The sequence below is a fragment of the Bacillus cereus group sp. BfR-BA-01492 genome (genome assembly GCF_022662815.1).
Classification (GTDB): Bacteria; Bacillota; Bacilli; order Bacillales; family Bacillaceae_G; genus Bacillus_A; species Bacillus_A cereus_BD.
Genome location: NZ_JAKUEH010000003.1, coordinates 301,047 through 326,805 on the forward strand (window position 1 = coordinate 301,047; position 25,759 = coordinate 326,805).

Genomic DNA, 25,759 nt, shown 5'->3' on the forward strand with positions numbered 1-25,759 from the left:
CCATAGTACACTGATACAAAAGGATTGTAAATACTCATATGAAAATGATTACAAAAAATAGTATGGATTGCTCCTACTCATGTGCACATTTCAAATGCTATTTACATCATGTCAATTCTAAAGAACGTGACGGAATCATAAGATTCATCGTCAAGATGATTTGCAGCCCTAAAATAGTAAAATACCGTTTCCCTTTATTCATTTTTCCATATCATAAGACATAGAAACACTTTTGTGAAATAATAACATTATGCAAACTATTTAATAAATACATGAAAAAATGGATATCCTACTCGTTACTAATCATTTAGTAGTAATACAGCAAATAGAAAAAAACAGGAGGCTTTTGCCTCCTGTTTCCTCTGTCATCTATTAAAAATCAAATACAAAATCATCATCTGATAATTTTTCAACATTTGTTGCCTTTACATAGCCATTCCCTTTTACAGAGAAGAAATCATGGTTTTTCGTATCCGTACGTAAACCGTTTAAAACAATTGGGTTAATTTCTTCTTCTTCAAAGCGTGGTTCTAATCCTAAGTTCATAAGTCCTTTATTTGCATTGTAACGAACAAAGCGATTTACTTCTTCAACAAGACCAATAGACGTATAAATTTCTTCTGTATATGCCGTTTCAATTTCATACAGTTCCATTAATAAATCTTGTGTTTCCTTTTGCACTTCTTCTTGTTCTTCTGCAGACAATTCAGCGAAGATTTGTTGTGCTAAAAGACCAACGAATACGCCGTGAATACTTTCATCACGAATAATTAAGTTAATAATTTCACCACTTGCAGTCAATTTTCCTTGTCCTGCTAAATATAGAGGATAGAAGAAACCGCTATAGAATAAATAACTTTCTAAGAATACACTCGCTACCATTGCCATGTACAACTCTTTTTTCGTTACTTGTGGCTTTAATAACTTGCGATAGTATCCTGTAATAATACCAGCTTTTTTCTCAAGTAATGGATGATGATCCACCCAATCAAAAATCTCATCAATTTCTTCTTCTGTTGCAAGTGTCGTAAAGATATGACTGTAACTCTTCGCATGTACTTCTTCCATAGCACCCATGAAAGCTAATACACTTTTCGCTTGTAAATTCTCAATATGTACAAGCACAAGTGGCATCCCTTCGCCACCTTGTTTTGTATCTAAAAGTGTTAAGCCACCTAATACACGCTTATACGTCGTTTGTTCTTCTTTTGATAATTGCGCCCAAGTATTTTTGTCAGAAGATACTGCGATTTCTTCTTCTGTCCAAAACTGAGCGATGTTTTGCTTCCAAAACATTAAACTAAAATCGTCTTCTTTTTTATTCCAGTTTACCGCACGCATTGAATCGCCCCTTCTTTTTTATAATGAAATCCTCTCTAAACTCAGACTTTCTACTCACAACATATCCATAAATGAGAGAACCTAAAATTTATAACTAAGCATGAGCAGGGTTAAAAAACCCTGCTCATGATGTCTTATCCTTTAAGTTGTATATCATTCATCAACTATCATTACATCAAACCGTACAAGCTACACATTCTTCCACACTTAACTTACGCGTTCTTGTATAATACAGACTCTTTAAGCCTTTTTTATGTGCATAAATGTAGTAACGCGCTAACTCTCGTGTAGAAATATCACTATTTACATAAAGAATCGTACTAATTCCTTGATCAATATGCTCTTGAATCTCTGCAATTAAATCAATCAGTTTAAACTGATTCATATCATAAGCAGACTTATAATACCAGAACGTATCTTTTGATAAGTACGGCATTGGATAATATGTTGTCGCATTTGCATATGTTCTTGATTCAATTTGACTTACAATTGGCATTACGCTTGAAGTTGCATTTTGAACATAACTAATCGATTGTGTTGGCGCAATAGCTAAACGATATGAGTTGTATAAACCGTACTTCTGAACCTCTTCTTTTAGACTTGTCCAATCTTCTTTTGTTGGAATATAGATCCCTTCAAATAACTGTTGTACTTTCTCTGTTACAGGGCTGTAATCTGTTGTTTCATACTTTTCAAAGTACGTGCCATTTGCATAATCCGACTTATCAAAGTCTTTAAATGTTTCGCCCTTTTCTTTCGCAATACCCATACTCTTTTCAATCGAGTAGTAGTTTAACATCATAAAGAATGTACGAACAAATTCTTTCGCTTCTGCACTTTCATAAGCGATTTTATTTTTCGCTAAATATCCATGTAAGTTCATAGCACCAAGTCCAACCGAATGAAGCTCATCATTTGCTTTTTTCACAGTTGGTGCATTTGGAATAACAGTCATATCAGAAACAGCTGTTAAAGCTTCCATTCCTGCATGTACCGCTTCACGAATTTCTTTATTCTCCATTACGTTTACAATGTTTAATGAACCTAAGTTACAGTTAATATCACGACGGATAATGTCATCTGTACCGTAGTCGTTAATTTCGGATGTTTCTTGCAATTGGAAGATTTCTGTACAAAGGTTAGACATCTTCACAGTTCCAATATTTTTTAATGGATGTTGCTGATTCGCATTCGATTTAAACATTAAGTATGGATAACCAGACTCAAGCTGAATCATCGCGATCTTAATGAGCATATCACGCGCACTTAAATCTAGTGGCTTTTTCTTCACATTTGGATTGCTCATTAACTCATCATACATTTCATCAATATCAATATCATCTAAATGTTTTCCGTACTCTTTATATACTGTATATGGTGCGAAAACATGGAATGGTTCATTTTTCTCAGCAAGCTCAAAGAACTTACTTGGAACGATAATACCGATTGATAGAGACTGAATACGGCTCTTCTCGTCGGCATTTATTTTTTTTGTATCGAGAAATTCAATAATATCCCAATGGAAAATGTTTAAATATACTGCACCGGCACCTTTTCTTTGCATATTGTTACTCCATACCTTAAAACGTATGGGGGATAGTCATTTCTGCTACCCTCTCTATATCGCTATAGAGTTCAGACCATATCTTCTTCTCACCAAATTCTTTGTTTAGCCACTCATCATGTTTTTGATGTACCTGTTTGTTCTTTTGATTAACCTCATATTTACTTTTACAAATAGGACATATTTTTGTTATAAAGCTCTTTGTTCTCCCCATAACTAGACACACCCTTTGAATTTGGTTGGTTTGAGAAGCCAGGTTCGAGCTATATAGTCACCTACATAACTACTTGGTCGTTGAACCTTCTCCATATCTAATAGACTTAGGAGCTCGGCTGCTGATTTCCTGCAATCTTGGTTTTTTAGGGGGCGCTACGTAATTTCTTCGTAGTATCCTACCTCGATATACTCAGGCGTTCCAGCAATTGACCCGGTTTTATAGTTGAGCCATAAGTTAACCCAACTGATTCGCATATGAAAACGAATCTTCTAACAATTTCATAACTGGTACAACACCACTTGCTGCGTTCTCGATCCCTTTAATTTGTTCACCGCGTGCACGCAGCTTAGATAAGTTCAAGGCTACTCCGCCACCGATTTTTGATAACTGCATCGCCGTATTAATATTAAACCCAATCGAATTTAAGCTATCATCCATCTCTAACAAGAAACAAGACACCATTTCTCCTCTTCTGCTTCTGCCGGCATTTAAAAAGGTTGGTGTCGCTGGTTGATAGTTTTGTTTCACGATCATGCTCGCAAATTGTTTTGCCTTTTTCACATCACCGCGTCCCAAATATAAGGATACAATTGCTACACGATCTTCATAGCTTTCCAAGTATTGCTTTTGATCATTTGTTTTGAGCGCATAATCTTTATAAAACTTAGATGCTGCCATATAAGATTGGAACTTAAAGTTTTCTCCGTACGCAATATCGTATACTGCTTCTACTTCCTCCAACTTATACTCGTCCAAAACGTTGTAATAATAATCGTGTTCAATCATATACTTTATTCGTTCTGCCACGTTATCAAAATGAATGGTATTCGTTCTCGCTTCTTCCATAAAGACTTCCAATGCTTCTTTATCTTTATGAAGCTGATAGAAACCATCTTGCATTTGCGTGATTTCATTATTCAGTTCAATGTGTCGCAATCTCCCGCACCCTTTCCTTAAAATATTCTACATCTTTATTTGTTCCAGATAACTCAAATTTTGATACAATAGGTACTTCGTATTTGATTGAAATTTTATCTGCACTCGCTCCAAACATATCTCCCCAGTTGCGATTGCCACTTGCAGATACGCCTTTTAAATTTGCATTATTGCGTTCTAAAAATTCTAAAACACGTTCTGGCACATTTCCAAAACCTGTTGTATACGTAATAAGTACAAACTCTTCATCTATTACTAGGTCCTCACTAATTTGAACGGCCGGCATATTTAATTTGTTGATGAAACGCTTCACGTTCCCTGTCATAGAATCATATGCAATTAACATCTCCGACCCTCCCTTTCTTCCTTTTATATCTCGCTGCCGATTCTTGATTTCCCTATATATTGTATTACGTTTTAAAATAAGACACAAGATATATGTATAAATTCTTTCTTTTTTTAACTTTTACTTTTCGACATAAACAGTCGTTTTTTTTAATACAATGACTATGAAACAACATTCTAAAACTCATGTCAATAAAGTGCTTTTCAAAAAAGTTGTCAATGAATTTAACCATTTTCGCAAAAATGTTAAGAATCATTTTTGTGAAAAACGGGAAATGCTGGAGAATTCCTTTTCTCCAGCACACACAAAAAAGAACAGACTGTATGTTGTAATCTGTTCGAAACCGGTTACACATTATCTATATTGTACAAATCAGAAATACGATTCTCTAAATACATATACTCATTTTGTTACATAATAAAAATATCATTACAATGATAAAAGACAATTATGAACGCACATCCATATATTTATTCGTGCGACTGGATTGTAAAACAAGTGCATCATACTATACGAAACTTTTTATCCATTTATAATATTTAACTTTGAAACATCTTTTATAAAAATGTGATGAAAATTTTCTTCTTTATCTTGAATCGTAAATACTGGTGCCTCTTCATCAAAATATACAACAGTTCCTTCAACATGTTGATATGTATGTTGCACTTTTACTGTCGTTTCAATTCTGTTCCCTTGCTCATAAGCAACTTTTATTCTTTCCACGATCTCTTTCATATGCTTTCGTCTCTCAGGAAACATAACCATGCCAACAAGCCTTCTCCCAGCTTCATCTTTCCACATATAGTCCCAATGCGGCAAAGCTCCTTGTTTAAACTCTCCCATAAATCGCCTCTCCTTTACCTCTTATTATGAACGTGGGGTTTCCGTATATGTATAAATAACCTGCCCACCGCGCTGTGCATTTCCAATAAAATGTTTAAAATCTTCTCGATCTACTAAAACTTCTCGAAACGTATAAAATACATCTTTTGTTACAACATACTCTTTTATCTCACCATTTTTCAATTGATCTAAAATTGTATTTGCTAATTGTTTATCCATGTATTTCACCTCTCTGCAATATTCTATCTTATCTTTTACCAGTCGACAACGGTAATTTTATCTTAATTCGGAAAGAAGTATCATACCGAATCATCGAACGACGGCTACCTACTTATAAACCTAAAGTGAGGAAATCTCTATGTTTCTTACGAACTAAACAAATGATTCACCTTATTTTACATGATCAATCTTATTATAGCTTCTTTAAAAAGCTCTCTCTATTATGAAGCATTTCAAACTTTATTTTATGTTACAATAAGATTAACAATTAGGAGGGATACTATGATTCGGAAAGCAAAAAAAACAGATGCGAGCGCAATCGCTCCGCTATTGTATAATGCTCTGCATGAAATTGCTGAAAAACTCACCGGTGCAAAAGAGAAAACAGAGGTATTAAAAGGCCTTGAAGATTGGTTTTCCAAAACAGGGAATCGATTGAGCTATGAAAACTGTTTCGTTGAAGAATTAGATGGGAAAGCAGTTGGAATTATCGTTGCTTACCACGGAAGTCATGCAAAACAGCTCGATGCTCCAATTGTAAAACACCTGCAAAAACTACACCAAGATTCAACTATTACGTTAGAAAAAGAAGCGGAATTAGATGAGTATTATATCGATACATTATCTGTTTCAAGCAAATATGGCGGACGAGGAATTGGCTCCCAATTAATTAAAACAGTTGAAAATAATGCCTTGGACAAGGGGTATGAAAAAATTGCATTACTTGTAAATTTAGAAAACATAAGAGCTTTCTCTTTATATAAAAAACTTGGCTATGAAGAAGACAAGACTGTCATGCTTGTAGGTGAGCCGTATGCTCACTTAGTAAAACCGCTCTTAAAAAAGACTTTCGTTTCATAATAAAAAGCACGCGATTCACCGTTTGAATCGTGTGCTGTTATGTTAAATTCGTTTTTAATTTCGTTCCGTTTAAAGCTTCATGAAATGTATATTCTGTACATCCCCACGGCTTTCTATGAAAGATAGGTGGCCCAACCCAACCTCTCGTACGTAATTCCGTACCAATCATCGTATTAAAATAACTGTGACCTACAAGCGCAATATGGCCATGAACAAGGGCATAACCAATAAGTGTATCAGCAGCTTGCTTCGCTCTCTCCCGTGCCTCTCGATACGATTCAACCCCTTTAGAGTAACCTATGATCCATAACGTACGCCCTACTATTGTCCATATTTTTGGTTTACATTTTATCCACTTGGGAGCAAAAAAATGAGATGGTACCTCTACTTCTCGAAAAAGTTTATTTTGGATAAAAGATAAAGAGTTTGTTAACTCTGCTGCTGATTGCACAGCACGTTTTTGATTACTTGTCACAACTAAATTGGAAGATTCAATCGCTTCAATCGTTTCACGTGGTATACTTTCCTCTGCCCTCATATCCTCTTCATCATAGCATTTCAGCCATTCATGAAACGCAGTAACTGTCATTGGATTTACACAATGATTCAAGCGACCGTGACGGATAAAAGAAATTCGCATATTCTTCCCTCCTCATTCACCGCTCATCAACCATATAATGATGCACGGATTTCTTATTGTCATCATACCATGGAGAGGAAGAAAGACATACTCTTACATATCTGAACCGCTTTCATGTGTTGAAATAGCATGCAATCCATCCAATCCATCAAAATATGTATTCGTATCATGATGACGAATTGTTTTTAATTGCTTATATGAAAATAGAAATAAAAGAATCGTAATAAAGCTTCCTACAATTTCAAATAACATCGCTGTCGCTCCTAGCTTCTAGTATATTAGCTGGTCATCATCCCTATTTTCATCTTAAAAATAGCAGAATCAATCATTGTTTATGAAACTCTTTCTTTTATTATACTCCTATATAGTAACTTCATCACAATTTTATCTCCTTTCTTCCTTTCAACATATCTTTACAAATTTCTTATGAAAAATAAACATTTTTCAAATTCCCTCTTTGGAAACATTTACAAACGAAAAAATATAGTTCAAAATAGAAGAAACTAGAAAAAAATTTATTTTTTGCTAAAACTGTAATAAGGAGCGTTGTTCATGGAAATCGCAAAGACTGGGGATATTATCGAATTTAAAGACGGCATGCAAGGACGTGTTCAAAAAGTAAATAAAAATTCCGTTATTGTTGATATAACAATTATGGAGAATTTTAGAGAATTAGATGTGGAACCTCTTACAGTTGTAAACCATAAAAATTATACCGTAATTAATCAATATGCATAACTTCCTAGATAAAAAGGATCTGTACACAACGTACAGATCCTTTCTCATCAACGGTTATCAACTGTTTCCGGATATAAATCATGATTCATCATGCGATACTCTGCCATTTTCTCATACTTCGTACCTGGGCGCCCATAGTTACAATATGGATCGATTGAAATACCACCGCGTGGCGTAAATTTCCCCCACACTTCAATATAACGCGGATCCATTAATTCTATTAAATCGTTCATAATCACATTCATACAATCCTCATGAAAATCACCATGGTTACGGAAACTAAATAAGTATAACTTTAACGATTTACTTTCCACCATTTTTTTCTCAGGAATGTAACTAATATAAATTGTTGCAAAATCTGGTTGTCCTGTTTTTGGACATAGACTTGTAAATTCAGGACAATTGAATTTCACAAAATAATCACGATTTGGATGATTATTATCAAAAGTCTCTAAAATTTCCGGGCTATATTCAAATAAATATTTTGTATTTTGATTTCCAAGCAACGTTACATCTTTTAAATCTTCATCTAATCTTCCTGCCATCTTTAAACATCCCTTCTATCACTTATACGCCTCGCTTATTTCCCCATACTAAGGCATGAAGCTGAGGTAATACTTTTGCATCATTCATTTCTTTACTATGAACCGCCTTTTCAATTAACCATTCATATTTCTGTAACAATTTAGGAATTAACACTGCGTCCTCTGCTGTTTTTGTATCATCGTTTCCAACCTGTAGGAAAAATGGTACATGCGGATAACGTTCATGAACTTTCTTTGCGTATTCAAAGTCATCATCATCAAATACAACTACTTTTAAACTCATATTTTTATCTACTAATCTTTCTATTACTGAGTCTAACATCGTAAAATTTGTTTTCATTTTTGAACTTGGCGGTTTCGGTGAAATTGTGATTTCATCTATATTCAAAAGCCATTCTTTCCATTTACTCCCTTGCGTTTCAATGGCGGTCCGAATGTTATTCTCTTTTAATATCTCTAAAAGTTCTTTCATATGTTTCAGTAACACTGGATTCCCACCTGAAATTGTTACATGTGAAAAATTTTCTCCACCAATCTCAATAAGTTCCTTCCAAATTTCGTCTGGAGTCATTTGTCGAATCTGATCTTTTGCCGATCCATCCCAAGTAAAAGCAGAATCACACCATGCGCAACTATAGTCACATCCTGCTGTACGAATAAACATCGTTTTTTGGCCCACAACCATTCCTTCTCCTTGAATAGTTGGACCGAATATTTCTAAAACGGGGATTTTACTCATCGAGCATCCACTCCCGTCTTACTTCTGCGTAACTTGTCGGTGTTTCAAACAGACGGACAAATTCAACTCGAGCTCCTTTATACTCTTCTGCTCGGTTTCCTTTTGTTAATGCCTCTGTCATTTTCTCATAAATCCAAACGACCATATTTTCCGCAGTCGTATTCATCGCTGGTAATGTTTCGTTTAAGTAGCGATGATCTAAATAAATTTCAATTTCATTTTTCCAAATTTCTTTTATATCTCCAAAGTCAATGGCAATACCAATTTCATTTACATATCCACTAATTCCAAAGACAACTTTATAAGTGTGCCCATGTAAGTTTTTACATTTCCCATCATAGCAGTGCAAATGATGAGCTGCATCGAATGTAAATTCCTTGCTGACCATTACTCGTTTATTATGATATTTTAATTGTTGACGCTGAATATCCTTATCTATTTTTTGTAAGTTTTCTACAATACGAAAACCGAAGAAGTTTTGTTCCATTATGCCTTCGCTCCTTGGCGTTCTTGTAGGTACGTATCTAACCCTGCTTTGCGAAGTTTACATGCTGGACATTCACCGCATCCATCGCCAATGATTCCGTTATAACACGTTAAAGTCTTTTCTCTCACAAAATCAAATGCACCTAATTCATCTGATAGCTTCCATGTATCCGCCTTATCAATCCACATAAGCGGCGTATGAATGACAAACGGATAATCCATAGATAAATTTAATGTAACATTTAATGATTTTACAAATACATCACGACAATCAGGATAGCCACTAAAATCTGTTTCGCACACGCCAGTTACAATATGACGCGCTCCTACTTGTTTCGCTAAAACAGCTGCAAATGATAAGAACAGTAAATTTCGTCCATCGACAAATGTAGATGGTAATTCACCTTCTTCATGCGTAATTTCGATATCTGTTCTTGTTAAAGCATTGGGAACAAGTTGATTTAAAAGGCTCATATCGAGTACTGTATGCTTAACTCCTAACTCCTTTGCAATATTCGCTGCACATTCAATTTCTAATTTATGACGCTGATTATAGTTGAACGTTACAGCCTCTACTTCTGCAAACTGTTGCATAGCCCAAAATAAACATGTTGTACTATCTTGACCACCACTAAAAACAACAACTGCTTTCTCTTTTTTCATTTTACTCATTCTCCTTCTCTATTATAAATAAGAAGAAAGAACGTTCTTGAACTGTCATAATAAAAAAACAAAACAATACCTTAAGATATTGTTGTTCTCATAGTTTTTTATAGAGGGAGTTCGCGAACCTCTCCCATGTTATAACATGGAATTTCTTCTTTCGTTGACAAAGCATATTGTATCATACTGTGCAGAATCAGGGAAATATCTAATTTTTTTATCCTTATTTAGAAAAAAAACGTGATGACAATCCATCACGTTTTTTCCGTTTCACTTACAAGTTCAGCAAAAGCTTTTACTTTTCCATGTGGCTTTTGATTTTCTTTCCTTGCTTTCCAAGCGCGTTCTTCTTCTTTCTTCTTTTTGGACATATTCTCAGCTCCTTTCTATCTTTGTATTATTCCAAGTATGATCAGAAAAAATTCTTTCATCCTAATAAAAAAGTGAGTCAATCGCTCACTCACTTTCTTGCCTATAAAAAGGTGACTATCTTTGTAAAATAGCATGTTTCGCCTCTTTTAATTGGGTAAGATGTCTTTGTTCATGTAAATCAAGAAATTGAATCCATTGATACAAACTAAGTTCTTGAAAAACCGGATGTTTTAATGAATTTTGGTATAGTTCTTTTTCATCTATAATACTATGAAGCGTATGAAGTAGCTCTTGTCTTGAGTGTTCTAGTAATTGAATTCCTTGTTGTTTTTTCATAAGTGTTTCTGTAGGTTGCATTTGTTGAGGAGCTTCGCGTTTATACGTTCGATCAAGCATTAACTGGAGATCTTTAAATGGAACGAATTTTCCTTCTCTTTTCTGCAGAGCATATACAAGCGCAGATGTAACAGACTGCTCCACTAAATGTAAATGATGCATAATTTGAATGATACTCCATTTATCACGCCGTGGTTTTATGTTTACGTCTGTATCATTTAACATTTCAACTTCTGATAATAATGCATGTCTTGTTGCTTGCAATGATTGCAGCAATGTCTCCAAACTTATATTCGATTGAATCATACATTTCCCCCCTCTTTTTTGGTGAAAAGAGGTGCTTCTTCATGTAGAAACACCTCTTTTCAATAAATCTGAATTTTCTTTTATTATCTCATTATTTTATAAATGTGTCGATGAGAAACAGAACAAAAACAGCATATGTTTTTTACAATTTTGTGTCCTCTACTGCATGTAACCACGCGTGAATGTCTTTCATAACTCCTTGTACACACCCTTCTGCAAACGGAGATGTTAAATTCGCAGTTTCTACTAATTGTAAAAATGACTGGCTTCCACCTTGTTGGCAAAGATTCACATAATCATCCCATGCTTCTTTTCTATTCTCCCTTGCCCGTTTCCAAAATTGGAGCGCACAAATTTGAGCCAATGTGTAGTCAATATAATAAAAAGGTGCATTATAAATATGTCCTTGGCGTTGCCAGAATCCACCGCGCTCTAAATAATCATTATTTTCATAATCACGATGAGGTAAATATTTCTTTTCTATATTCCGCCATGCTGCCTTTCGTTCTGCTGGTGATGCTTCCGGGTTTTCATATACGTAATGTTGGAATTCATCAACAGACACACCGTATGGTAAAAATAATAATGCTGAACTTAAATGAGAGAAGTAATATTTGTCTGTATCTTCTTCAAAGAATAACTTCATCCATGGCCATGTGAAAAATTCCATACTCATGGAATGAATCTCACATGCTTCATATGTCGGCCAATTATATTCTGGAATTTCATACTTGCGGCTTTCATATACTTGAAATGCATGGCCAGCTTCATGTGTTAATACATCAATATCTCCAGACGTTCCATTAAAGTTTGAGAAAATGAACGGGGCCTTATAATTTTCAATATATGTACAATACCCACCGCCAGCTTTTCCTTTCTTCGCAACTAAATCTAATAAATCATGATCTAGCATGAAATGAAAAAATTCATCCGTTTCCTTTGATAACTCTTGATACATCGTCTTTCCATGGTTGATAATCCAATTCGCATCCCCTTTCGGAGTCGGATTGCCTGTTGCAAATTCAAAGTTTTCATCATAATATGCTAACTTCTCTACACCAATTCTTGTTTTCTGTCTATTTCGAAGTTCCGTTGCAACTGGGACGATATAATCTAATACTTGTTTCCGATAACTTGCAACCATTTCCGCATTATAATCTGTACGATACATTCTCGCATATCCAAGTTCGACAAAGTTTTTAAAGCCTAGCGTTTTGGCAACCTTTGTTCTCACTTTCACAAGCTCATCATAAATGCGATCTAACTCTTCTTCATGTTCTGCTAAGAAACCATAGTATGCTTCACTTGCTTGTTTCCGCGTATCTCTTTCATTTCCTTGCATAAAAGGAATGAGTTGTGATAGCGTTCTTTCTTCTCCTTGAAATGGAATTTTTGCACTAGCTAACAACTGTGTATATTGCGAAGATAATTTATTTTCGATTTGTAAGTCTTTTACAACTTCATCTGAATATGTTTTTACGTCACATTCTGCTAACGCAAATAATTGATTTCCATAGTAGGCCTCTAATTCTGCACGAAATGAAGAACTTAATAATGCTTTATAATACTTTGTTACATACCCTTGTGCCACTGGATCATATTCATCAAAAAAATCTTGTTCTTCTTTATAGAAAGTATCTGTTGTATCTATCGAGTGACGAATCGAACAAAGAGTGCTCATTGTCCCAAAATCATTACGAATCCGATTAATAAACCCAATCGCTTCTTTTTGTTCTTCTACTGTTTTTGCAGTTTCAAAGCGTTCTAAAGCTGCGGTGAAGTTTGTTTGGAACTCTTCTATATTCGGACGCTTATATTCATAATCTTTAAATGACATAGAAAATATGCCCCCTTTCAATTATATGTATCTATTTATAGTTCTATTTCCCTTACCCTTTCTCCTGTTATTTTCCAACAAAATTCGTCAGAACATAACGATTTGCTCTATAAACGAAACATGTTCATTCACTTTTTATCCTCTAAAAAGTGAATGAACAAAAAACTTTAGATCTTTGATCCCGCTATTTTAAAGCAGTAAGGACCCATAATCAGTGAGGGATGAAGCCCCCACTGATTAAAGTTTCACTTTATTAAAAGCTTTTTTGATCACATATCACTTTTCATATTTCCCAATCTTTTTCAGTAAAGTTAACAACTCTGCTTTTTCCTCTTTTGTTAACATTTCAAAAGATTGATGTATAAGCCTCTCGTGATTCGGAAAAATAGAATCAATCAGCGTTGCTCCGTCCTCAGTAAGTTCCGCATATATAACACGTCTGTCATTCGGACACGGAGTTCGCTTCACAAGTCCCTTTTTTTCTAACTTATCTACCACATATGTAATACTACCACTAGCAATTAATATACGCTCTCCAATTTGTTGAAGAGGTTGACTTCCTTTATGGTATAACAATTCTAACACAGCAAATTCAGTTGGATTTAATCCATTACTTTGCATAGACTTGTTTGTTGTATCCATAATTGAGCGTTGCACACGTGATAACGCAATAAATATCTTTAAAGATTGCGAAATTTCTTCTCGTATATCATTCGACATTATATTCTTCCAACCTTTCGTGTAAATTCTAAAAATGAAAGACACTCTACATCATAACTCATTCTCCATGTTCATTTCTGACTGATTGCTCACTCATCTTTTATCTCTTTACATATTCCCATTCTCATATTCCGGTAATTTTCCGGAATAAAACATGACAATTTTAACATAGTTTATATATAATGATAATAAAAAAGAAGGAGTAGCAACTTTGAGTAAAAAACTTCGTGGCACCACTTTGTATATACTACTTGTTATATTACCCACAATCGGAATTGGTGTAACATTTTATTCGTACCATACTTATCAAATGAAAGAAGAAAACAAACAAGCTGCTCATACGATTTTATTTGTATATAGGGATTATCTCGATCATCATATTGGCGAAGCGATTTCTGCACTCGAAATGCTCGCTATGGTCGTAAGCACAGAAACAGGAAACAGAAACGGTATTAAGCAAGTACTTCATGAGACAGATACGAACGACGAACGGTTTTCTGGTCTATATTATACAAATTCTGATGGAGTCATAACCGTTGCCTCAGAAGGACTAACAGCTCCTGTCAATGTTTCAGATCGTTTTTATATTAAAGAAGCTTTTCAATCTAAAAAAACAACTGTATCATCTGTAATTACAGATCGTGTACTTGGCCATCAAGCAATTATGATTGCTACACCAATTCTCACAAAACATACGAAAACTTCTGGTCTATTACTAGCCAGTTTACGTTTCGACTATATATCAGCTACTTTAAATGCTATTAAACCGCAATATCATTTTGAAGTAACTGATCAATATGGTGTAGTCTTCCTGAAGGATCATAATAACGAACAAAATGAACAGCATCCAAATATACTTTCTACTCCACTCCAAAAATTAAATTGGAAAGTATCTGTTGCTCCATTACCTATCCATACAAAAACGTTATATCAAATGGTTATTGTAGAATGTCTTGTCACATTATTTTTAATGACGATTTTATCTTTATTAATTCAAAATATGTTATTAAAGCGACAAGCACGTTTAGAACGCCAACAAAATGAAATGCAAAAGATTGAGTTAGTTGGAACTTTTGCAGCTAGTACAGCTCATGAAATTCGCAACCCGCTAACTGGAATTAAAGGCCTTGTTGCTTTATTGAAAGAAAAATATACACTAGAACAAGACCAATTCTATTTTTCAGTAATTGAACAAGAAATCGAACGTATTAATGAGATTGTTAGCGAATTTCTCATTCTTGGTAAACCGACAGCGATTATTGAAGACAAATATGATATACGAGATATCATGAAAGAAGTTTCATTAATTATTCGATCAGAGGCAAATCTATATAACATTACATTTACTTTGAATTTACCTGATCATCCTGTTTACATACGCTGCTCAAAAGATCATATGAAACAAGTGATTTTAAATATTACAAAAAATGCAATTGAAGCTATGTCATCTGGTGATACATTAACGATCATCATAACCAGCAATCAAGATCATGCGCAATTACACATTATTGACACAGGAAAAGGAATCCCAAAACATATTCAAAAACACCTCTTTCATCCGTTCTTTACTAGTAAAGATACTGGAACAGGTCTTGGACTTGTTATATGCAAACGAATTATAGAAATGTACGGTGGTCGTATTCTAATAAAAAGTAAAGAGGCTCAAGGAACAACTGTGCAAATAGAACTTCCGCTAGATTCAGTATAATTATCCTTCTCTTTGGAGGGTAATTATACTTATTTCATAAAACCGGTTACAAGCATTTTCCAAAAATCAGTTGATTTTTCTTCCCATGCAATTTGAAAGATCGGTAGTTTAGTGAAAAATAGCCATCTTGACGATTGTTTTTCTTTGTAACGTTGATACTTCACAATCAGCTCGTCCAATTCTTGGCTCACTTGAACGGTTTCCTTATTGGTTAATCCATATGTCAATCCTAAATGAATCATTTCTTCACGCTTCATATGAATATCACGTGAAAGTTTTTCCATTGTGTACTTCCTTTTTGCTGTAAACATTCATATCCCCCTTATTCTTCCCATACTCTCATCCTTGTTTTTTTCTGTTCATCACATAAGCTTTTCAGTATCCATATTCAAGTTCGAATACTCAGAAATTTCAACAATTTCTCCCTGTAATTTACAAATCTTTATCCTCACCTTGAGAATTATTACAAATTATTCTATCTTTGTAAATACATTCGCAATAATAGACATTTTTTTTATATTATTTTTTTACAATACGTGGACAAACGCTGTCTTTCCGTTATTACCTTATTTTTCTTCGACATTTTTTGTTTAATTTAGATAAAAAAGCAAATCATAATAATGATGTTATTTCTTCCTATCTCCAGATGAACGCATCGAGTGCAGTAGGTACATATATCCTTTTTTAAAAAGCGATTTATTTTATGAAATAGAAAGGAATTTCATATATGCGTAAACACATAATTACATTTATATTATTCATTTTGATTCCATTTCTTATATTCCCAATCAATACACATGCTCATACGAATAAAGTAGCTATTGTAATTGATGATTTTGGAAATAATATGAAGGGAACGAAAGAAATGTTATCTCTTCCAATCCCACTTACAGTTGCGGTTATGCCTTTTCTCCCTTCCACTAAACAAGATGCAATCGCCGCTCATAAAAAGGGACATGAAGTGATTATTCATATGCCAATGGAACCGATAAACGGAAAAAAAGAATGGTTAGGACCGAAAGCTATTACAACTGATTTAAGTGACGATGAAATTAAACATCGAATGGAACAAGCAATTGAAGAAGTACCATATGCAATCGGTATGAATAACCATATGGGATCAAAAGTGACAGCAGATGAACGAATTATGCGAATCATACTCACTATATGTAAAAAACATGGTTTATTTTATTTGGATAGTAAAACCAATTCAAATAGTGTCATCTCAAAAATTGGAAAAGAACTAGATGTTCCGATTATCGAAAACCAAATGTTTTTTGATGACATCTATACATCATCACACATTTCGAAACAAGCACAGCTCCTTCTACAAAAAATAAGAAAAACACCTGTTGTCGTAGCAATTGGCCACGTTGGACCGCCAGGAGAAATCACTTCACGTATCATCCAATCTACTATTCCAAAAGTACGGGAACATGCAGATTTCATTTTTCTATCTGATCTTGTCCTATCTCCTCCTGTTTCTAAGCAAAAATAAGAGAACAGCGTATCACTGTTCTCTTATTTTCTTAAATATAATCGACATGACTGACTCGAAATCCTTTTTTCTCTAGCTTAGCTATTAATTGCTTGAGCGCTTTATCATGTAATTCATCTGTAATATTGACAATAACACGCCGAATGTATTGATCTCCATTATCTAATGTAAATAGTCCCCCAATATGATACGATTTTAGTACTGTTCCTATCTCTTTCATCGTTCCTTTACAATCCTGCGTTGCAATTGTAAGTATATGTCCACCTGTTCGCATGCCAAATGAATCTTCAATCACATCAAATATGTTAGAATGTGTTAATATCCCAACAAATTCACTATATTCATTCAAAACGGCTAGAAACGGCAGACGTCTAATCATATAAAACGCTCGAAAAAAAGAATCTTTTTCAAAAATAAATGCAGATTGATCCTCACATATGTCCTTTACATATATTCCTTTTACTCCACCTCCACATTTTTGTTCTAAAATATCTACTTTATAAATGATTCCTTGAAAGTGTTTCTCATCTTCTGCTAACACAGGAATGGCCCGATAACCATTTTCATTCATTATACTTAGTGCTTTTTCTTCCGAATCATGGCTTTTACAAAAAACCACCTGCTGTTTCGGCAGAAAATGATATTTAACTCGCAAAATATGTTCCCCCTCACATTCACATGTAATCTATATATAATAAGGAGACCTATATTTTATGAGTAAAACTAATATTAAAACGCTTTCATTACCTAGTTTATAAATAAGGAATATTTCACATTACCGAACTCTTTGCTCCTTTAATCATCAACAACTTTACGTGATAGTTCATTAAATATTCAAGTCCCTCTAACCATTTTTTCGTTTCTTCTGGTGTTTTCCCCCAAACAATCATTCCATAATTATGAACAAGAACAACGCCCCCGTCCTTTGTAAAGTTTGGAACACTCTCCTCTAATAAATCTGCAAATTTCTTTTCATTTTCTACAATCGGAATCGTTAGCTCTTCTATCCCTTCCGATCCAAAAATACGTTTCACGCTCCCTTTTTCAAATGTTACCTCTTCTTCTTTCCCATATAACTCTGACATTAAATGGCTATCTACTGTCTGGACTTGTAAAATACATTCTGCATTACTTTTCTTATAAATATCGGCATGCATAAAGGATTCAATAGCCGGCTTTTGATCATTTTCAAAAACAGGCTCACACATACTGTTTACCACAATAAAATCTTCATCAACAAATAAACCTTTATCCTTTCCTTCTATATTCACTAAAAATGTTAATGGTTCTTTTGATGTACACATAGACAAACTAATTTTTGTTCCATAAAACCAATCACGAAGTGCCAATTCCATCTTTACATTCTTTAACTCTTTCCATTTCTTTAGAAAAAATAACATTTCGTCACCCCCATGGTAATCTCACGATCATTTCTATGTAAAAAGAAGTATTTTTTGATTATTCTAAAAATTTAATTGAATTATTACATGAGAACGCTTTTTTGTCAATACGATTTCTCTATCTCAAAAAAGAGAGAATTCCATCAATCCTAAAATAAAAAGCCCTTTCTCATAGGGCTTTTTTGTTCATCATTTGAAGGATTTGACTTTTTTCTTGCTCATTAATGACCCGCAGTTTCTGCAATATATGAGCATACAGTACTAATTTATTGTATATGCGTTCCGACATCCTCGTCCCCCTCTTTCCTTAAGTCAACTTTTTTTCGTTGGTAAATTATATGAACAAGTTGGGAAAATGTGTCCATTTTTTTGCACAAACACAACTTTTTTTATACGCAAGTAATATCGACTCCCACCTTAAGGTGTAGAAAAACAAGGAAGATCGATTGGGAATAAGTAAATTTCACTTTATATTTAACTAATTGTCCACCGAATATGATGTTTAGCAATCTCTTCTTCAAAACTATACGGCATTCTTTTATCACAAATGACATGTTGAATATGAGAAAACCCTGCAATTCGATAATTTCCTTTCACGCCAATCTTCGTATGATCACAAAGAATAAATGTTTGTTCTGCTAATTGAATCATCGTCTCTGATAACTTCGCTTTTTCCAGTTCAAAACTTGAGGCTCCGAAACTTGGTAATAATCCATCGATTGAAATAAAAGCCTTATGAAAATGGAATTGGCGAATCATCTGCTGTGAAATAGAACCTGATACACGAGAATGCTTTGGAGATACTTTCCCTCCAATAAATAGTACTTCACCATGAAACATATTTTTATTAATAGAAGAAATAAGTTGTGTTGCAACTGGAAAGGAACTTGTTACAATCGTTAAATTTTTCCGATGTATGAGATAGGGAACCATTTGAAGTGGTGTACTTCCATCGTCAATTACAATGACATCTCCATCTTCCACAAATGTCGCTGCTTTATAGCCAATTCTCTTCTTCTCCTCTATATGTAACATTTCCCTTTCTAACATAGATGGCTCTGTCCCCACTCCTGGCAATTGAACAGCACCACCGTACACCTTTTTCAACTTTTTTTCACGATCTAATTCTTCTAGATATCTACGAATTGTTTCTGTTGATACAGAAAACTCTTTTGCTAATTCGGAAACTTTCACTTTCCCTTTAAACTCTACTTTTTCAAGAATAGTACGCTTTCTTTCTTCTCCAGCAACAGACATTCTTTCACCTCGTTTCATTCACTTATATAGGCAACCTTTTCTCAGCTCTATATGCTGAATTCCTCTTATGCAAAATACGTTTCTTTCATTTCAATCAAAATCTAAATTTGCTTCTCAACAAATTTTACTTGCTCCGCTTAAACAAAATACTTTCATCCAATCACAACTCCTTCAGAAATACAATCTACTAATTGATGAATATCCCTTTCATTCACATCACCAATATTACCAATTCGGAATGTATCTACCTTTGAAATTTTTCCTGGATAAATAACAAACCCATGCTCTTTTAACTCTTCATATAACTGCTGAAATGTAAAACCTTCCCCTGGATATAGAAAAGATGTAATAATAGGGGACTGATATGTTTCATCTAATAATGGCTCAAAACCAACTTCTCTCATTCTCTTCACTAGTACTTGTTGATTGTTACGGTAGCGGGCATTTCGCGCTTTCACTCCCCCCTCTTCTTCTAACTCGAGCAAGGCTTGATAAAACGCGCGTACAGTATGAGTTGGCGATGTAAAACGCCACTTCCCATTTTGAAGTTCCATTGTTTCCCACTGGTCATAAAGGTCTAATGATAAAGAACGAGCCCTTCCTTTACATTTTTCTAATTCCGTACGTTTTGCAATGACAAATCCAAATCCTGGAACACCTTGCATACATTTATTTGCACTGCTAATCATAAAATCAATTTTTAAATTAGCAACATCCATTTCCACCCCGCCAAAACTACTCATCGCATCTACAATAGTAACTTTTCCATATTGTTTTCCTAACCGGCATACATCAGCGATTGGGTTGATTATTCCTGTTGTTGTTTCACAATGCACTACCGCAATATGCGTAATTTCCGAGTCTTTTTGTAATATCTCTTCTACTTCTACAAGATTCGTTGGTTCCCATTCATTTGTATGGCTCTCAGCAACATGAATATGTAATGCTTTTGCTATTTGAACCATTCGCTTTCCATATGCTCCATTCGTACAAACAAGCAACTTTCCTTCTTTTGGAATGACGGATCCAATAACTGATTCCACGGAGAATGTACCGCTTCCTTGCATGAAAACAGTTGTATAACATTCCTCTTCTTTCGTCGCTAATGATACAAGACGTTTTCGTATTTCTTGTACGAACTCGTTATATTCCGTATCCCATGTGCACCAATCATATAGCATTACTTCCTTGACGGTTTTTGTTGTTGTTAATGGTCCTGGCGTTAATAATAAATAGTGATTGTCCTTCATGATTATGCTCCTTTTAAGAAATGATAAGTTCTTGTTTTTCGATATGTTCAATTACTTGAGGTAACTCTTTCATTGTTTCGATTACATAATGAGCGCCGCTTTCGATAAATCGGTTCCGGACACCTTCCATTCTCTCTTGAAGTTCCACCAAATCCATACTTTCCACTTCTTTTTCTGTCAATCCAAGTTCACTGCTACCAAGAATGATACCAACCGTCCACATTCCGGCATTTCTTCCTTCCTTCATATCTGAAATTGTATCTCCAACTTTCATCATATGCTTCATTGGGTATACATGAAGTTGCATCGCATTTTGATAACACATCCATGGATAAGGACGGCCAGCTGGGACATCGTCTGGTGTAACAAGGTAATCTGGTTCATATCCTTGTGCTTTTGCTTCTCTTGCCACAATATCCATCATTTCTCTTGTATATCCTGTTGTGGAACCAATTTTCATCCCTCGACTTCGTAAATAAGCAACTACATCTTTTACTCCAGAAATCGGCGTTGCATAACGCGGTAAAATGGAAAAGAGAATCTCTTCAAACTCTGTATACATTTCCTGAACATCGGCTTCCGTTGGTAACTGTCCAAAAACTCGCTCCCATTCTCCACGTATACGAGGCATTTCTGCTAATGCACGAACGTGATCAATTTTTAGTAATCCCATCGGCTTGCGTGCCTCTTCAGCCGTAATCATAACACCGCGATTTTTAAAGATTTCCATAAACACCTCAAGTGGTGCAAAACATCCATAATCAACTGTTGTACCAGCCCAGTCAAAAATAACAGCCTCAATTTTCATGTAATTTCTCCTTTTTATCTTTTCTGCCATAATGATGTTCGCCTGCGAACAGCCCTTGTTCCCCATTCATAAATCGCTCTCACGACAATATTCGTTACAACAACTAACACACTCATCGCAGCTGCCGGAGCCACGTTTCCGGCATCATCCATATTTACAATGGAAACAGCTGCTAATTTAAAATCAACTGCATATAAAAAGACAACTGCTGACACTGTGACCATTGAATTCACAAAATAATACATCACCATTTCTAAAATTGCTGGTAAACACATCGGTACGGTCACTTTGAAAAACGTTTTGTAAAAAGGAATGCCCAGCGATTGTGAAACAAGCTCAAACTCTCGATCTAGTTTCTTTAATGCTGTCGTCGCTGTAACAAATGTTACAGCGTAAAAATGAATAATATTTACCAGTACAAGAAGCGCGATTGTGCCATATAAAGAATGAAATGGATTTGTTACTTCCCACCAAAAAAATTGAAGAGTAGGCTGACTAAAGAAAAAGACATATCCAAGCCCCAGCACTAATCCTGGAATAGCTAGCGGAATAATCGAGAAAAAATACCCCACTTTTCTAAAAAACGCTAACTGCTGAATTTTTTCAATGATGTAAGCAAATGCAAAAGTGACAATTGCTCCAATGACAGCTGTAATACATGAAACGATTACACTATTTTTAAAAGCTTCCATTCCATCTCCTGTTAAACTTGAAAAATTGAAGTGTTCTAATGTAAATGTCATGTTATACGGCCATACTTTCACACTTGCTGCAACACCAACTGCGACAAATAATAGAATAATCATCAGTGTAATGACAGCGCAGTACATAAATGCAATGGTATCTCTTGTCTTATTTGGCGTGATTCGGTATGGTACTGCTTTGGAAGATAAAAAGGTTGCTTGTTTTCTATGCGTAATCCGATCCACCATAAAAGCAAATATGGCTGGAAGTAATAATATCATTCCAACGGTTGCACCCATCGGCATATTCTGTTGTCCAATGACTTGTTTATAAACATCCGTCGCAAGCACATTATATTGTCCTCCCACAATTTTAGGAGCACCGAAATCAGTAAAACTTAGTGTAAATGCAACGAACATAGCGCTAATTAATCCATATTTTACCCCGGGCAATGTAACAGAAAAAAACTGTTTCATCTTGCTCGCACCTAGCATATTTGATGCTTCATATAAACGGTAATCAGCTCCTTGAAACGCAATGAACAAAATAAGAAACGCTTGTGGAAATGTGTAAATGACTTCAGCGATTGTAATTCCAACAGGGCCATATAACGGAATCTGAATCCCTTCAAATAAACCAAATAGTCCCTTTGTTACTAATCCTTGATTTCCAAACAAATATGTAAGCGCGATGCCATGCATCATCGTCGGCGCGAACAATGGTAACAATGCAATGTATTGAAATATTCGCTTCCCAAAAACGTTGGTCCTTGCAATGGCATAAGCATACATAAAAGCAAGTGTAACAGAAATCACAGTTGTCATTCCCGAAATCCAGACCGTATTCTGTAAAGATTGTATTAACGTTGGTGTTGTGAAATATTTACTAAAATTTGCAACGCCAACAAATGTACCATCTTTATCATAGAAAGCTTGTGTAAACAGTTGCAGCAGCGGTAAAACGAGCATAATTAGAAATGCTACAAGCACGCCAAAAATGAGTACTCTTTGTAACCACTCTTCCTTCCCAATACTTCGTTTGACTGTTTTTCTAGAAATTTCTGCTTTATAGTTTTCTAACATGTCCATCTAAACAATGACCTTCTTTCCGTACGACAGCATATGCTTCTCTGAAAAAGTGATTTGTAAAGTCTTTCCTTTTTGAATACGCTGCTTTTCGGCTACAGACGTTAATATGTCAATAACAACTCTCTCATTATAAAGATGCGTCTCCTCTTCGATTACACGTACTTCCGCTCGATATACAGATCCTCGAAATTCCATATTTTCGACAATTGTTTTCAATCCATTCTCTTCCACAACCATTATATGTTCAGGACGAATGGCTTGACTTCTATCATTTTGCGAAAAGAAATTAATGGAACCAATAAAGTCTGCTACAAATGGATTAGCTGGTTTTTGATAAATCTCCTCTGGTGTTCCAATTTGCATAATCTCAGCATGATTCATGACAACAACTTTATCAGCCATCGTTAATGCCTCTTCTTGATCGTGTGTAACCATAATTGTTGTAACACCTACTTTTTCTTGCAATTCTCGTATTTCCCTACGCAATTTCTCACGTACTTTTGCATCGAGTGCAGACAATGGCTCATCAAGCAAAAGAATATGTGGAGACAGCGCGAGTGCGCGCGCAAGTGCCACTCGCTGCTGTTGTCCGCCAGACATTTGAGCAGGATATTTATCTTTTACATTCAACAAATCAACAAGCTCTAACGCTTCTATTGCTTTTTGCTTGATTTCTAGTTTTGAATACCGTTTCGCTTTCAAACCATATTCAATATTTTCTAGCGCAGTTAAATTCGGAAATAACGCATAGGACTGAAAGACCATTCCTACATTTCGTTTTCCAGGAGACAACGCCGTTATATCTTTTCCGTTAATCATAATACTACCTGCTGTCGGTTCTTCTAAACCAGCCAAAATTCGAAGTAATGTCGTTTTCCCACAACCACTCGGTCCAAGTAAACAAACAAATTCATTCTTTTTTACTGTAAAAGAAATATCTTTTAATGCCGTAAATACCTCAAACTGCTTTTGGATATGTTGAATGGATAAATATTCGCTCATTTTCTTCTCTCCCACTTACTTTTTCGCTTCTGCTTTTTGTCCAAACTCTTTTTCCCAGCGCTCTAAGATTTTATCTCGATTTTCAGCAGCCCATTTAAAATCATTATCTTTATATAACTTATCGGTTACATCTTTTGGAAAACCGTCTGGCAGTTTATAATCATTTTTAATTGTTGCAAATCCATTTTTCTCAAAATATAATTTCATAACATCATCTGTAATGGCCCAGTCTAAAAAGGCTTTTGCAAGCTTTTCATTTTTAGCATCCGCTTTCTTAATGAGTGCATTTGCTTCTACTTCCCATCCTAGACCTTCTTTTGGAAGAACGACTTCAATCGGAGCACCTTTTTGTTTCTCCTTTAAACCGCTATAAATCATAGATACACCGACAGGATGCTCTCCAGCACCTGCTAATTTTGCCGGTTTTGAACCAGAATGCGTATAAGCTGCTATATTTTCATGAAGTTTCTTCATATAATCCCATCCCTTATCTTCACCCATGATTTGTAACCATGCAGACACTGTTAAAAATCCTGTGCCTGAAGAAGCTGGGTGCGGCATAACAAGCGTTCCCTTATATTCTGGTTTTGTTAAATCTTCGTATGATGTTGGCATCGGTAAATTTTTCTTTTTCAATTCCTCTTTATTCACTGCAATGCCTGTCATAAAAGCTGTATTTCCAACCCATTTTTCCGGTTTCTTATCATCTTTAAATTGAGGAAGAACACGATCTACACCTTTTGGAGAATACTCTTTTAACATTTCTTTCTTATCTAAAGCAAGAAGACTAGACGCTGCCGTTCCCCATACAACATCCGCATTTGTATTTTTTCCTTCTGCTAACAATTTCGCTGTAAGAACTCCTGTTGAATCACGAACGATATTTAATTTCACATCCGGATATTTCTTTTTAAAAGAATCAAGATAAATTGGTACAAGTTCTTCTTCAATTGCTGTGTAAACAGTTAATGTCCCAGACAATTTATCATCCTTTGCTTTCGCATCAGCGGTATCTTCTTTTTTTGCAGCCCCACATCCCATTAATAAAGAAAATGCCATCGCCGCTGTCGCAGCTTTAAAAAACATTTTTTTCACCGTTTCCCTCTCCTTTAACTTTTCTTATGTACAATTCAAATATAAACTACTAGTGTAAAAGCAGTATTAAACCAACATTAATCTTTTGTTTGTCGTGTCTATTTGTGCGATACGTTGCTACTTCAATGTTCTTCCGGACTTTTTCGTCAATTTAAAACATTAAATTTACAAATAATTAAAAAAATATTTAAAATCCCACAAAAAAATGAGACATTTGAAAAAATGTCCCAACAGCATTTGCAAAAGAGCCCGCTCACAGC

At 35.0% G+C, this 25,759-nt stretch carries 29 protein-coding genes, 1 pseudogene and 1 riboswitch; of the genes and pseudogenes, 4 read left to right on the plus strand and 26 right to left on the minus strand.

Translation table 11 applies throughout. The features are described from left to right. Positions 1 to 372: 372 nt before the first annotated feature. The 7 genes and pseudogenes from nrdF to MR063_RS06815 all read right to left on the minus strand — a co-directional run bounded on the left by nrdF (position 373) and on the right by MR063_RS06815 (position 5,466). Positions 373 to 1,341: a class 1b ribonucleoside-diphosphate reductase subunit beta gene (gene nrdF, locus MR063_RS06785; protein WP_242142515.1), complete on the minus strand. Its 969-nt coding sequence runs from the start codon at positions 1,339 to 1,341 to the stop codon at positions 373 to 375. A 175-nt stretch (positions 1,342 to 1,516) separates the two neighbouring features. Beyond that, positions 1,517 to 2,932 carry a ribonucleoside-diphosphate reductase subunit alpha gene (locus MR063_RS06790; protein ID WP_396021822.1) on the minus strand — a complete coding sequence of 472 codons (1,416 nt, stop codon included), beginning with the start codon at positions 2,930 to 2,932 and terminating at the stop codon, positions 1,517 to 1,519. After that, positions 2,922 to 3,119, minus strand: coding sequence for a hypothetical protein (locus tag MR063_RS06795; RefSeq protein ID WP_242195499.1), 198 nt, complete (start codon positions 3,117 to 3,119; stop codon positions 2,922 to 2,924). Before MR063_RS06795 ends, MR063_RS06790 begins: the two co-directional genes overlap by 11 nt. A 240-nt stretch (positions 3,120 to 3,359) precedes the next feature. Then, a pseudogene (locus MR063_RS06800) lies at positions 3,360 to 4,058 on the minus strand (ribonucleotide reductase N-terminal alpha domain-containing protein); the annotation flags it as partial. Further along, entirely contained in the window at positions 4,045 to 4,404 is a 360-nt protein-coding gene (nrdI, locus tag MR063_RS06805; protein WP_087098101.1) for a class Ib ribonucleoside-diphosphate reductase assembly flavoprotein NrdI, read from the minus strand. The pseudogene MR063_RS06800 and the gene nrdI, both read right to left, overlap by 14 nt. Before the next feature lie 522 nt (positions 4,405 to 4,926). Beyond that, entirely contained in the window at positions 4,927 to 5,247 is a 321-nt protein-coding gene (locus MR063_RS06810; RefSeq protein ID WP_242195502.1) for a hypothetical protein, read from the minus strand. Between the two features lie 24 nt (positions 5,248 to 5,271). Further along, positions 5,272 to 5,466, minus strand: a complete 195-nt coding sequence (locus MR063_RS06815) for an abortive phage infection protein (RefSeq protein WP_242142513.1) — start codon at positions 5,464 to 5,466, stop codon at positions 5,272 to 5,274. A 282-nt stretch (positions 5,467 to 5,748) separates the two neighbouring features. Between MR063_RS06815 and MR063_RS06820 the strand changes: the two genes are divergently transcribed. Continuing rightward, on the plus strand, positions 5,749 to 6,327 hold the full coding sequence (locus MR063_RS06820) for a GNAT family N-acetyltransferase (protein WP_242195506.1): 579 nt from the start codon (positions 5,749 to 5,751) through the stop codon (positions 6,325 to 6,327). Between the two features lie 37 nt (positions 6,328 to 6,364). Here MR063_RS06820 and MR063_RS06825 read toward each other — a convergent pair whose 3' ends face one another. Together MR063_RS06825 and MR063_RS06830 are read right to left on the minus strand one after the other, a co-directional pair. Next, a complete protein-coding gene (locus tag MR063_RS06825) occupies positions 6,365 to 6,967 on the minus strand; it encodes a histidine phosphatase family protein (RefSeq protein ID WP_242195509.1) in 603 nt (200 codons plus the stop codon). Between the two features lie 93 nt (positions 6,968 to 7,060). Then, the gene (locus MR063_RS06830) at positions 7,061 to 7,219 is read right to left on the minus strand and encodes a hypothetical protein (RefSeq protein ID WP_242142510.1); all 159 of its coding nucleotides are present in this window, start codon (positions 7,217 to 7,219) and stop codon (positions 7,061 to 7,063) included. A gap of 300 nt (positions 7,220 to 7,519) precedes the next feature. Here MR063_RS06830 and MR063_RS06835 point away from each other — a divergent pair, with 300 nt between their 5' ends. Further along, positions 7,520 to 7,705 carry a YkvS family protein gene (locus MR063_RS06835; protein WP_242142509.1) on the plus strand — a complete coding sequence of 62 codons (186 nt, stop codon included), beginning with the start codon at positions 7,520 to 7,522 and terminating at the stop codon, positions 7,703 to 7,705. Positions 7,706 to 7,752: 47 nt separating this feature from the next. Here MR063_RS06835 and queF read toward each other — a convergent pair whose 3' ends face one another. From queF to MR063_RS06875, 8 genes are all read right to left on the minus strand, one after another. Continuing rightward, on the minus strand, positions 7,753 to 8,250 hold the full coding sequence (gene queF, locus MR063_RS06840) for a preQ(1) synthase (protein WP_011984146.1): 498 nt from the start codon (positions 8,248 to 8,250) through the stop codon (positions 7,753 to 7,755). 22 nt (positions 8,251 to 8,272) lie between these two features. Next, positions 8,273 to 8,989 (minus strand): 7-carboxy-7-deazaguanine synthase QueE, encoded by a 717-nt coding sequence (queE, locus tag MR063_RS06845; protein ID WP_242142508.1) that lies wholly within the window; start codon positions 8,987 to 8,989, stop codon positions 8,273 to 8,275. Continuing rightward, positions 8,982 to 9,476 (minus strand): 6-carboxytetrahydropterin synthase QueD, encoded by a 495-nt coding sequence (gene queD / locus MR063_RS06850; RefSeq protein WP_242195512.1) that lies wholly within the window; start codon positions 9,474 to 9,476, stop codon positions 8,982 to 8,984. The genes queE and queD overlap by 8 nt, the downstream gene beginning before the upstream one ends. Next, the gene (gene queC / locus MR063_RS06855) at positions 9,476 to 10,138 is read right to left on the minus strand and encodes a 7-cyano-7-deazaguanine synthase QueC (RefSeq protein WP_242195515.1); all 663 of its coding nucleotides are present in this window, start codon (positions 10,136 to 10,138) and stop codon (positions 9,476 to 9,478) included. The genes queD and queC overlap by 1 nt, the downstream gene beginning before the upstream one ends. A gap of 93 nt (positions 10,139 to 10,231) precedes the next feature. After that, positions 10,232 to 10,275, minus strand: a riboswitch (PreQ1 riboswitch). A 117-nt stretch (positions 10,276 to 10,392) separates the two neighbouring features. Then, positions 10,393 to 10,509 (minus strand): DUF6254 family protein, encoded by a 117-nt coding sequence (locus MR063_RS06860; RefSeq protein ID WP_242142505.1) that lies wholly within the window; start codon positions 10,507 to 10,509, stop codon positions 10,393 to 10,395. 115 nt (positions 10,510 to 10,624) lie between these two features. Continuing rightward, positions 10,625 to 11,152 carry a DinB family protein gene (locus MR063_RS06865; RefSeq protein WP_242195518.1) on the minus strand — a complete coding sequence of 176 codons (528 nt, stop codon included), beginning with the start codon at positions 11,150 to 11,152 and terminating at the stop codon, positions 10,625 to 10,627. A 142-nt stretch (positions 11,153 to 11,294) separates the two neighbouring features. After that, positions 11,295 to 12,989, minus strand: a complete 1,695-nt coding sequence (locus MR063_RS06870; protein ID WP_242195521.1) for a M3 family oligoendopeptidase — start codon at positions 12,987 to 12,989, stop codon at positions 11,295 to 11,297. 276 nt (positions 12,990 to 13,265) lie between these two features. Continuing rightward, a complete protein-coding gene (locus MR063_RS06875) occupies positions 13,266 to 13,712 on the minus strand; it encodes a MarR family winged helix-turn-helix transcriptional regulator (protein ID WP_242195643.1) in 447 nt (148 codons plus the stop codon). A gap of 208 nt (positions 13,713 to 13,920) precedes the next feature. Here MR063_RS06875 and MR063_RS06880 point away from each other — a divergent pair, with 208 nt between their 5' ends. Beyond that, positions 13,921 to 15,417: a DUF3149 domain-containing protein gene (locus MR063_RS06880; protein ID WP_242195523.1), complete on the plus strand. Its 1,497-nt coding sequence runs from the start codon at positions 13,921 to 13,923 to the stop codon at positions 15,415 to 15,417. A 29-nt stretch (positions 15,418 to 15,446) separates the two neighbouring features. Here the strand turns inward: MR063_RS06880 and MR063_RS06885 are convergent, their stop codons facing one another. Then, positions 15,447 to 15,728: an aspartyl-phosphate phosphatase Spo0E family protein gene (locus MR063_RS06885; RefSeq protein ID WP_242142501.1), complete on the minus strand. Its 282-nt coding sequence runs from the start codon at positions 15,726 to 15,728 to the stop codon at positions 15,447 to 15,449. 416 nt (positions 15,729 to 16,144) lie between these two features. Between MR063_RS06885 and MR063_RS06890 the strand changes: the two genes are divergently transcribed. Further along, on the plus strand, positions 16,145 to 16,915 hold the full coding sequence (locus MR063_RS06890; protein WP_242195527.1) for a divergent polysaccharide deacetylase family protein: 771 nt from the start codon (positions 16,145 to 16,147) through the stop codon (positions 16,913 to 16,915). A gap of 31 nt (positions 16,916 to 16,946) precedes the next feature. On the opposite strand, the gene cbpA is transcribed toward MR063_RS06890, so the two are convergent. From cbpA to MR063_RS06930, 8 genes are all read right to left on the minus strand, one after another. Then, positions 16,947 to 17,570, minus strand: coding sequence for a cyclic di-AMP binding protein CbpA (cbpA, locus tag MR063_RS06895; RefSeq protein ID WP_242195531.1), 624 nt, complete (start codon positions 17,568 to 17,570; stop codon positions 16,947 to 16,949). Positions 17,571 to 17,685: 115 nt separating this feature from the next. Next, on the minus strand, positions 17,686 to 18,315 hold the full coding sequence (locus MR063_RS06900; RefSeq protein WP_242195533.1) for a class II aldolase/adducin family protein: 630 nt from the start codon (positions 18,313 to 18,315) through the stop codon (positions 17,686 to 17,688). Between the two features lie 474 nt (positions 18,316 to 18,789). After that, positions 18,790 to 19,572, minus strand: a complete 783-nt coding sequence (locus MR063_RS06905; protein WP_242195535.1) for a DeoR/GlpR family DNA-binding transcription regulator — start codon at positions 19,570 to 19,572, stop codon at positions 18,790 to 18,792. Between the two features lie 152 nt (positions 19,573 to 19,724). Beyond that, the gene (gene phnW / locus MR063_RS06910; RefSeq protein ID WP_242195538.1) at positions 19,725 to 20,822 is read right to left on the minus strand and encodes a 2-aminoethylphosphonate--pyruvate transaminase; all 1,098 of its coding nucleotides are present in this window, start codon (positions 20,820 to 20,822) and stop codon (positions 19,725 to 19,727) included. Positions 20,823 to 20,835: 13 nt separating this feature from the next. Continuing rightward, positions 20,836 to 21,630: a phosphonoacetaldehyde hydrolase gene (gene phnX, locus MR063_RS06915; protein WP_242195541.1), complete on the minus strand. Its 795-nt coding sequence runs from the start codon at positions 21,628 to 21,630 to the stop codon at positions 20,836 to 20,838. 14 nt (positions 21,631 to 21,644) lie between these two features. Further along, positions 21,645 to 23,402, minus strand: coding sequence for a putative 2-aminoethylphosphonate ABC transporter permease subunit (locus MR063_RS06920; RefSeq protein ID WP_242195544.1), 1,758 nt, complete (start codon positions 23,400 to 23,402; stop codon positions 21,645 to 21,647). Continuing rightward, positions 23,403 to 24,404 (minus strand): ATP-binding cassette domain-containing protein, encoded by a 1,002-nt coding sequence (locus MR063_RS06925; RefSeq protein ID WP_242195547.1) that lies wholly within the window; start codon positions 24,402 to 24,404, stop codon positions 23,403 to 23,405. A 15-nt stretch (positions 24,405 to 24,419) separates the two neighbouring features. Next, positions 24,420 to 25,499 (minus strand): putative 2-aminoethylphosphonate ABC transporter substrate-binding protein, encoded by a 1,080-nt coding sequence (locus tag MR063_RS06930; RefSeq protein WP_396021819.1) that lies wholly within the window; start codon positions 25,497 to 25,499, stop codon positions 24,420 to 24,422. Positions 25,500 to 25,759 lie beyond the last annotated feature (260 nt).